This is a genomic window from Mesotoga sp. UBA5557 (assembly GCF_002425715.1).
GTDB lineage: Bacteria > Thermotogota > Thermotogae > Petrotogales > Kosmotogaceae > Mesotoga.
The window spans coordinates 1-8,327 of sequence record NZ_DIMV01000001.1 but is presented as its reverse complement, the minus strand read 5'-3'; the positions used below and the strand labels follow the sequence as shown (position 1 = coordinate 8,327).

At 46.1% G+C, this 8,327-nt stretch carries 6 protein-coding genes and 1 pseudogene; 2 read left to right on the top strand and 5 right to left on the bottom strand.

What is annotated here, in order from left to right; genetic code table 11:
* Positions 1-384: 384 nt before the first annotated feature.
* From B3157_RS12835 to B3157_RS00015, 5 genes are all read right to left on the bottom strand, one after another.
* A complete protein-coding gene (locus tag B3157_RS12835; protein WP_414674265.1) occupies positions 385-594 on the bottom strand; it encodes a hypothetical protein in 210 nt (69 codons plus the stop codon).
* A gap of 177 nt (positions 595-771) precedes the next feature.
* On the bottom strand, positions 772-2,502 hold the full coding sequence (locus B3157_RS00030; protein ID WP_292587818.1) for an acyl-CoA dehydratase activase: 1,731 nt from the start codon (positions 2,500-2,502) through the stop codon (positions 772-774).
* A complete protein-coding gene (locus B3157_RS00025) occupies positions 2,499-3,758 on the bottom strand; it encodes a 2-hydroxyacyl-CoA dehydratase subunit D (RefSeq protein ID WP_292587816.1) in 1,260 nt (419 codons plus the stop codon). Before B3157_RS00025 ends, B3157_RS00030 begins: the two co-directional genes overlap by 4 nt.
* 152 nt (positions 3,759-3,910) lie before the next feature.
* Positions 3,911-5,443: a B12-binding domain-containing radical SAM protein gene (locus B3157_RS00020; RefSeq protein WP_292587814.1), complete on the bottom strand. Its 1,533-nt coding sequence runs from the start codon at positions 5,441-5,443 to the stop codon at positions 3,911-3,913.
* 822 nt (positions 5,444-6,265) lie between these two features.
* A complete protein-coding gene (locus tag B3157_RS00015; protein WP_214059791.1) occupies positions 6,266-7,429 on the bottom strand; it encodes an amidohydrolase in 1,164 nt (387 codons plus the stop codon).
* Between the two features lie 113 nt (positions 7,430-7,542).
* Here B3157_RS00015 and B3157_RS00010 point away from each other — a divergent pair, with 113 nt between their 5' ends.
* Positions 7,543-7,962, top strand: coding sequence for a C-GCAxxG-C-C family (seleno)protein (locus tag B3157_RS00010; protein ID WP_214059790.1), 420 nt, complete (start codon positions 7,543-7,545; stop codon positions 7,960-7,962).
* Between the two features lie 26 nt (positions 7,963-7,988).
* Positions 7,989-8,324: pseudogene (locus B3157_RS00005) on the top strand (transposase); the annotation flags it as partial.
* Positions 8,325-8,327: the final 3 nt, after the last annotated feature.

The following is an 8,327-nucleotide window of genomic DNA, read 5'->3' as shown; positions in this document are numbered from 1 at the left end:
ATAACGGACAACCATTTTCTTATTCAACTCGCAACTTGTCACTGGCAACTGTTTCAAAGATCGAGATTCTGACCAGCATGTCAGAATAACGGGATGAGGTTAGGGAAGGGTTTCGACTTTGCATCACCAGGAACGAGAAATGAAGATCGGATCTGAAGGATCGGAGCGCACGACTCTGCTTATGCAGACCAGTCGGGCTTTGCCCGACGGCATTGCACACAAATATACTAGTCAGTGCAATTCGTTTTGTTTCAATACTGGCTGACTTCAATATTCTGGCCGTCCCGTGGGCGAAGCGAACTTCTCGAAAGGATTTCTCTCGTCTCCTCTCGATCTTATCGGTAAACGCGTCCTTGCTTTCGGACGGTCAACGACTCTTCATTTTCAGTGTCTGCTTAAACGAGTGTGGACTGCGACTGGAATGAAAACTCGCGTGCCTCCGGATTTTTCTTGAAGTGACTTACCTATTCTTACGGTCTCGTCTCTATCGACATTTCCCTTGGAATCATGAATCACTAACTTGCCTTCAGGACTGCTGCCGGCTAACTCCGAAGCAGCGGTAATTGTATCGACCTTTTCGTCAAACCGATGAATGATTCTCTCTTCACTTTCGTGATCGACTATCCAGGATCCTTCGTAGGTCTCACATGGTAGATGTCTTCAATAATCTCTTCACTAATACTCGGAATCTTGCGTAGTTCTTCATGGTGATCCATGAAATGCACCTCCTACACATCGCTGACAAATCATAGAACCGCGAAGTTCAAAAGCTCATCCAGTGTCGCTCTCGGAACTCGACTCTCTTGCGAACAAAGCGGCGCCGTAAGCTCCCATTATATCGGGTATTTCGGGGATGAGGATCTCCGTTCCAAACAACTTATTCAAAGCATCCACTACCCCAGGGTTTCTCGCAACCCCTCCGGTGAAGACAAGAGGTTCTGGAGATCCCAATCTTGAATACATCGCTCCCACTCTTCTTGCTATCGCCTTGAATAGACCGGCCGATATATCCTCAATTCTTTCTCCCAATCCTATCAGCGAGACAACTTCAGACTCGGCGAATACAGTGCAAACCGAACTGATCGAAATATCCTTCTTTGATTTTCGGGCAAGCGACGACATCTCTTCGGTGCCAAGCTCAAGAGCAGAAGCCATCACTTCAAGAAACCTTCCCGTTCCGGCGGCGCACTTATCATTCATTGCAAAGTCTTCTACACTTCCCCCGGAATTCAATCGGATAACTTTGCTGTCCTGACCGCCTATGTCGATGATTCCTCGGGCTTCGGGGTAGAGTTCGAAAACGCCTCTGGCGTGACATGAGATTTCTGTGATCTTATCACTTGCAGATGATACGAGCAGCCTTCCATAGCCCGTAGAAATGCACTTTCCAATTTGATTTCCATTCTTGCGGGAGAATTCGGTCATCTCCTGTATAAGAACTTCTGCTGTATTCGAGGCCCTAATTCCCGTTTTCAAAGTCTTCGAGAAGAGTATCCTGCCGTTCCCGTCAACCAGAACGCCATTGGTAGTCGTAGAACCTGAATCAACTCCTGCGTAAATCACCGTACTTCCCTCCTCAGCATGCGATACTGATCTGAAGTCACTCTTCTCCATCAAAGCCCCGATTCTTGTGGTCAGCTGTCCATCTGAATTTAGAGGAAAATCGAGTTCAACTCTGTAACTCTTTCCGTTGTCGCCGGCACGAACAAAGTCGAAGAAGTCGCAAAACTTAGGAACCACAAAGACAGTCGCATCTGCTCTGTCATCTGAAGCTGGAAATGGCTCGGAGAAGCGACCACAAGGAGATCTCCACCTCAGCAGACGTTCGGCAATCGCAACCAGTGGTTCGATGTTATCGGCGGTCTTGCTAGAAAACGGTCTTCTTCCCAGGCAGGTCTCATTTGATACTGTTATTGCGCCGGCCTTCTCCACTGCATTATCGAAGCTTTTCAGATCAGTCACTCCGCCGCTAAGTGCAATCCGTTTTCCCGGTCCATCGCTCTTGGCAATAGAAGGGCTCACTTCGGCTTTCCTGCCATCTAGCGCCGAAAGGTAAAGCCTTGATAACTCCGTCCCTTCAACCAGCATTTCATTTGCCTGCACATACTCCACAATATCGTTGAATCGGTTTATTCCAGTATGCAGGTCAACTGTAATACCGGAGTTCTGGAGGAAAGCTGTCAGACCGACAAGCTCGCGGCAAAGGAATTTCACCGCGTCAGCATCTCTCTTCCACGGAAGTCTGAGGATGAAAACCTTGGCTGACGAAAGCTCTGAGAGAAGATCTCCGACTCTGCGCATCGCATCACAAGAGTCGGCTATCAAGAGACAATCATCTGAATTCAGTTCCATCCCTTTTTTGTAGACGGTCTTTGCATAACCGCACAAATTGCATCCAAGTTCGTGACAAGAGGTCGGAGCAGAGGAGGTGATTCTGTGGAATTCACAGGCGCTTCCGAGCATCACTTCCATTGGTATGTAGCTGCATGAATAATAGATCATCTTCTCTTCTCCACAATTTCCAGGAATGCTTCTGTCCTAGTCCGCAGCTGCCCGGCTCCCTGAGATGAATGGTCAACACAGTCACCCGTCAACTCAAGAAAGGAAATTCTCTCCTCTTCGAATATACTCTTCAAGTAACTCACTCCTCCGGCCGACTGTCTGCATCCCCAGTGAGAAAAGTGGATCACTCCATCTACCCTAAAGCTGCGTGCAAGATCCAGGCAGAAGTTTCCACGATCGACCACGCTTCCACAAAGAGGATTATAGACAAGTTTCTCTGCGAGACTCTCAAGTGGTCGCTGTGGATCAACCGGATACATCCAGTCCCACATGAGCTCACTGGCAACCACGAGGTTCTTCGATCCCGGAACGAAGAGATTGAAAAGCTCATTATCGTAATAGGGAGGAATGTGAAGCCAGAGGATCTTCCTCGCGTTTTCGGGAATCGCTTCAAGCCTTTCGTGGATACCTCTGGAGGCCGCCGCAATTCTCCCATCCCCGGCCAGAGTATGAAGTACATACAACGAGTTCATGTGTTCATACAAGTGCTGAGGCAGATACGAGTCTTCCGTTCTGGCTTTCGACTCCTCGAGGTTTTCCATGAGTTCTCTTTCATAAGACAATCTCAACGACAACTCATCCATTTTGAAGGGGGCCCCTGTGATTTCTTCGATCGTGCCGACAACTTCTTTCAATTGCGAGAGAACGTATCCTACAGCCTCACTCTTTCGACCTCTTGGCACATCTATCAAAATGAAAGGAACATCGTATTCCTTGGCTATTCTTTTGAAGGTTGGAAGATTTCCATCGCAGAGAATGCTTGTCGTCATCACCAACTTTGGCGGAGGGAAAAGCTTTCTCATAGATACTCCAAGAGAAGCTCTATGAAACGTACAGAGGGAGTCGCTTATTCCCGCCTGTGAAGAATATGCTATCGCCGTGTCCTCAAGATGCATCGACGAAAGCGCTCCAGAAATGCCTTCGGCAGAGACGGGGTTAAGACCCGCAGAAAGAAGAAGCTCAGAAGGGGCCATGAGATTCACCCACACGGTACTGATGCCCTTTATTGCAAAATAGACTTCCTCAAGCGCTAGATGATTGACCGTATTGACAAATCGAGGTCGACCCCTGTCTGGAAAATGCCTTCTTCTGAGGTTCTCAAATCCCATGCCTAACTGAAGCCATTTCTTGAACTTTTCGGTATCATCTATGTAATTTCTTAGAAAGCTTCCGAATTTCACACTCTTTCGCGACATCTACTATACTCTCGCTCCTGCCACAATGAATTGCTGTTATCAACCCATTGTCCCTTTGAGTCGGGATATTTGACTGAACTCAATTATAACCTCTTACGAACAAAGAGTCTGATAGTTCACCGGTCAGCTACTTCGCGCCTCGATATGCTTGATCACTCTGAATCTCTTTCTGCATGACTGGGCGGTATTGACCCGCTCTCTCCAAACAGGGCAAAGGAAAGGGATTTCCGAAAGTGATAGCCGTATATCGCAAATTCCACCGACAGCGGGAAAAGCGACGGCTTAAAGAAGGCCGTCCACAGTAACAGTAGCCAGTAGTGTATTCTGCCTCTTTCACGGATTCCAAGTACCCATAGGGACTTCAGAAAAGCCTTAAGACTATCGGAAAGGGGTCTTACATGTCTAGGTGTATTAGGTTTATAGTTCTTAAGAAAGGTAATGACTCTCTGACGGTAAGGTTTAGGAGCGTAGATGCTCTTAAGTATCTCATAGTAACCGTCTTCAAGGTTCTTGAGTCCCATCTTAGGAACTATGTTAGTCAGAATGCTTGTGTTATTTCCAGAGAACTCCGATGCGATCCTGTTCTCTTCTTTCAACCTCATGAAGAGTCTTGTACCTGTAGGCGCAGTGAGGACACCAACCATTGCCGTCACTATACCGCTCTTCTGAATGAAATCGATCATGTTTCTAAATACCGAAGGCTTATCGTGATCGAAGCCCACAATGAATCCTCCCTGAACCTGCAGCCCAAACTGCTGCATCTTCTTTACAGATGAGAGTAAATCTCTGTTTCGATTCTGATACTTACCGCATTCAAGAAGGCTTTCCTCCTCGGTAGTCTCTATGCCGACGAAGACGGTTCCGAAATTTGCGTCGACCATGAGTTTCATGAGTTCATCGTCATCCGAAAGATCAATTGAGACTTCTGTATTCAGTACAAAAGGATAATTCCTCTCTTTCATCCATTCGGCTACTGCCGGAAGAATCTCTCTCTTCAGCTTCGTCTTGTTGCCGATGAAATTGTCGTCCACAATGAAGACTCCCCCGCGCCAACCAGCCTCATATAATGCTTCCATTTCGGCAGTGAGTTTTTCCGCGCTCTTCGTCCTGGGAATTCGTCCGTTTAGCAGAACAATGTCACAGAACTCACAATTATAAGGACAACCTCTGGAATATTGAATGTTCATTGAAGAGTACTTTCTCATGTCAAGAAGCGCCCAGTCTGGAATGGGGCTGGTTCCGATATCTGGAAAGCCGTCAGATCTGTAAATGTGCTTAGCCTGGCCTTTCTCTAAATCATGAAGAAACGGAGCCAGAGTCATTTCTGCCTCGCCAAGAACAAGATGATCGACTTCACTGAACTCCTCGGGTCTGGTAGTGAAAAGCGGCCCGCCCGCTACAGTTTTGACACCAAGCTCTCTGCACCTTTGAATGACCTTCTTTGCCGAGTCAAGCTGAATGTCCATCGAGCTAATCATTACGTAGTCGGATTCTGTGATATCTTCATCACGCAGAGTGTCCGTGTTCATATCGATGAGCTTCTTCTCCCATTCTTCGGGCAACATGGCAGCAACGGTCATGAGACCAAGTGGTGGATACGCCGCTTTCTTAGAAACAAACTTCAAAGCATGCTTGAAACTCCAGAATGTCTCCGGGTATTCAGGGTAAACCAACAGAACTCTCAAGATCTCACTTCCTTTTTTCTTAAGATACCCATGACTCTGTTTCCGTAATAGAACGTTCGCGCGAAACAGTTCAATCTGCGGGATAAGAGACTGCGAAAACTGCCGTGGCATTACCTAGAGTTGATTTGACATCATTTGTTCAGCTGTCGGTCTAAGTCACTTTACCGTAGTTGTTATAACGAAAGAGTATTCTCATTGAAAACATGGACTCGATTACTTATCCCGCTGTAATATCAATTTTACCACGCAGGCTAGTCAAGAGAACTCGCCAGCATACTTGAAACGCTTTGTCTCAGCGAATTCATGACGAGAATCCTTGGGTCATGACGAGATGCCGCTTCTTTGACATCGTCCTGGTCGAATGGTTAAAATCCTCAGGAGCTGCTGCATGACGGCGAGAATTGCGCAATCAATAAGGACCAGTTTATCTCGGCATCTCTCTCTGTTCAATAAGAACGACTCATAGAACCCACCCCTTACTATTTCGTGAGAGTCACCCAACCTGGCTACAAGAGACTTAAAGGTTTTGGTTTTCCAAGACCTCGCACAAAGCCGAATTGTCAAGAGAGGCTTGTCCAATTGCCTAGTTTTTGTTTCTAAAATGGTGCATCAGACCATTCCAGCCTCGCGAAATTCTCGGCAAATGCTTCACTTACATTGAGTTTCTTGGATTCGCGCTCCCGGTTCAAACGAGAAGCCTATCCCCTGAAAAGGCCTCCACTCAAATTAAATCCACGAACTCTTCTCTCGCAACGAAGAGCGCGGGCAAAGCTTGATCCTAAATCGCATCAAATAATTCGATATATTTACAGAAAGCGTTTATCAAAGATCGCTATATACTTCTTCACCTTCAATGAATACTCTCTCTGCCTTCGCCGAAAGGTTGAATGGATGATCAGTCCAGATAGCAATATCTGCGTCTTTTCCAACTTCAAGTGATCCAACTCTCTCATCTATCTTCAAAATCTTCGCAGCATTTATCGTCACCATCTTGAATAGATCGTCCTCTTTGGAGCCGTAACGTAAAGCCACACCGAGTTGAACGTTCGTATTTTCAAGAGGAATGACTGGATGATCACACATGAAAGCTGCCAGGACGCCTTTTTCGTTGAGTATTCTTGGCGCATCGTAACTCATGTCCTTAAGCTCGAGTTTCGTTCGAAAACCGAAAATAGGTCCAAGAACAACCGGAACATTGTTATTCTTGAGAAAATCTACTATCTTGTAGCCTTCAGTTGCGTGCTCCACAACAAGATCAAAATCAAACTCCTTTGATAGCCTTACTGCAGTCAGAATATCATCCTGTCTGTGAGCGTGAATTCTTGCGGGGATTTCCTTCTTGAGCACTTTTTCTCCTACCTCAAGTTTCGGGTCTATATCCGTGAAGGGCTTTCCCTCTTTCTCAGCAGCCTTCTTCTTCTCAATGTAGGCCCTGACTTTTGTGAAGTAACCACGGATAACAGCTGCCGTTCCCAGTCTAGTGGAAGGCGTTTTCTTGAAACCTTCTCCGTAGACTCTCTTGGGGTTCTCTCCTGTCGCCATCTTCAAACCTGCTGGAGCGCGGACAACCATGTCGTCGACTATCAGGGTTTTCTTGAACTTGAAGATAGCGCCCTGACCCCCGACCGGGTTCGCACTACCGGGAACAACCATGACAGTAGTGACTCCTCCTGATAACGCGCGCTTTATTGCGGCATCCTGAGGATTAAACGCGTCAACGACTGAAACATCGGGAGTAAGAGGATCTGTCGCTTCGTTTCCATCTCCGTAATAGCCGCCTACACCCTCTTCATAGATTCCAATATGAGAGTGGGCATCAATGAAACCGGGGAAAATATACTTTCCCGAAGCATCAATTACCTCTGCATCAGGTTCCTCTATTCCCTGGCCTATCCGCTCAATCTTTCCGTTACCGATCAGGACATCGCCTTTGAATGGATCGGATGTGATAGGGTAAACTGTACCATTCTTTAGTAGTATTGACATGAAAGACCTCCTTAGTTCAGTAATATATTTAGATTCTATCAGAAGTGATACGTAATGCACACTTATCGATATGCCGTCTTGTTCTGGAGCCGACTGTCAGGAAGGAGTATATTATGCTTGAAGATGCTGTAGGAAGGGAGTATTCAAGAAACGATCTAGAGAGAAACTGTGCAGAGGCGATGGTTTACGGAGCAAACGAGGAATTCAATCTAAATCTTCCCAAAGAAGCGTTCGACACCATGGGTGCCTTCGGGGGAGGAATGAGAGTCGGAAGCGTTTGCGGTGCAGTAACGGGTTCCCTCGCGGTGATTGGCATTCTTTTCAACAGTGAAGAATTCGAGAAACAAGAGAAAATGAAACGTATCGCCGAAGAATTCCTTGAGGAATTCGAGAAGAGATACGGTCATCTTGATTGCAAAGTACTTAAAGAAAAGTACAGGGATGAAGTTATCGGATGTGAGCCGACCGTAAGAATGGCCGCGAAAGTGCTTGAAGAGATAATCGTCAAGTACGAAAGAGAAAAGACTAACTGATGACGATCAAATGAAAAGAAACGAGAGCATTGCTTGCACTAGAAGAGAAGTGGGGAGACAAATACCACTTGTCAATAAAAAGCTGGAAGGAAAACTGGGAATCTCTTTCAACCTTCTTTCAATATCCAGAGGAACTGAGAAGATTGGTTTATACAACTAATCCCATTGAATCAGTTAATAGACAACTGAGGAAGGTAACGAAGAATAAGGGAGTCTTTCCTACGGATACTTCTCTCTTAAAGATGGCTTATCTAGCAATAATAAATATAACAAAGAAATGGACAGTAAGACCACTTGAATGGTCAAAGATCCTTACTCAACTTGTGATAAAGTATGAAAGATTAGCTAAGTACATAAGCTGATTC